General features: G+C 43.4%; 1 protein-coding gene and 1 pseudogene. Both read right to left on the reverse strand.

All coding sequences use genetic code 11. From position 1 onward, the window contains the following. A pseudogene (locus NC796_RS26600) lies at positions 1-508 on the reverse strand (hypothetical protein); the annotation flags it as partial. 177 nt (positions 509-685) lie between these two features. Next, a partial coding sequence (locus NC796_RS26605; protein ID WP_310688925.1) for a hypothetical protein occupies positions 686-941 on the reverse strand: 256 nt, incomplete at its 5' end.

Raw genomic sequence — 941 nt, forward strand, 5'->3', positions numbered from 1 at the left:
GATCCCCAATAGTCGATGGAAGGATTGTAAAGTCGTTGGTAGCGCTGTTATATTTTCCAGGATGATATGGCTCATTTAAATCCTGCGGGGGCTCTTTTACTGGGTTACCATTTTGCAGATGATTTCTCCCAGAGAGAATTAACCACTCCAGGGATGTCATATTTCCTATTTCAGAGGGAATATCACCCGTTAACCGGTTGCCCTTTACATTCAGGTAAGTGAGCTTCGTCAAATTACCAATGGAGGCCGGCAAGGACCCTTCCAGCCCGTTTTTCCACAGGTCCAACCGGATGACCCGCCCGTCGGCATCCACTTTAACGCCATGCCAGGAGTCCGACGGGTCGCCGCTGCCCCATCCGCTGTCGTTTTTCCAGCTGCTGCCGCCGGTGGCATTATACAGGTCCATCAACGCCTGGCGATCGCCCGCTACACTGTTTTGTGTTTGAGAAAACGCAATAAAAGTCAAGCTCCATAAAAGCAAAAATAAAAAACCTATTCGCAGACTCATGGCTACATAATTTTTGGTGTTATATAAAACATTATCAAAAATAATACCACTTTTCAGTATAAAAATATTAGGGCGTATTGAAATAGAAAAGCCGGCACCGCCTAATGGCAGTCCCGGCTCAGATAGGGTTGCAACCTATCTCCTAAAGATTATTTATGTATTCTTTAATTCTCAGGGTTAAAAGTTATTGCCTCCCACCCGAATAGTAAGAGAGCTATGACCCTGCACATTATCCTTACAACTTGTAGCATTTCCGTCAAGGTTATTATAGCTTAAATCAACCCATTTTAGATCTGTATTATCTATTCTTTGCCAGAACTCACAAGATATGCTACCCGTTATGCCATTATTATCGGCATCAAAATGGCGTAAATCCCAAAAATTAGGCCAGCCGCTTGAAGGGAAATTACCAGTTATGTTATTGTTTCCTATA

Source organism: Aliifodinibius sp. S!AR15-10 (genome assembly GCF_031569985.1).
Classification (GTDB): Bacteria; Bacteroidota; Rhodothermia; order Balneolales; family Balneolaceae; genus JAMQKA01.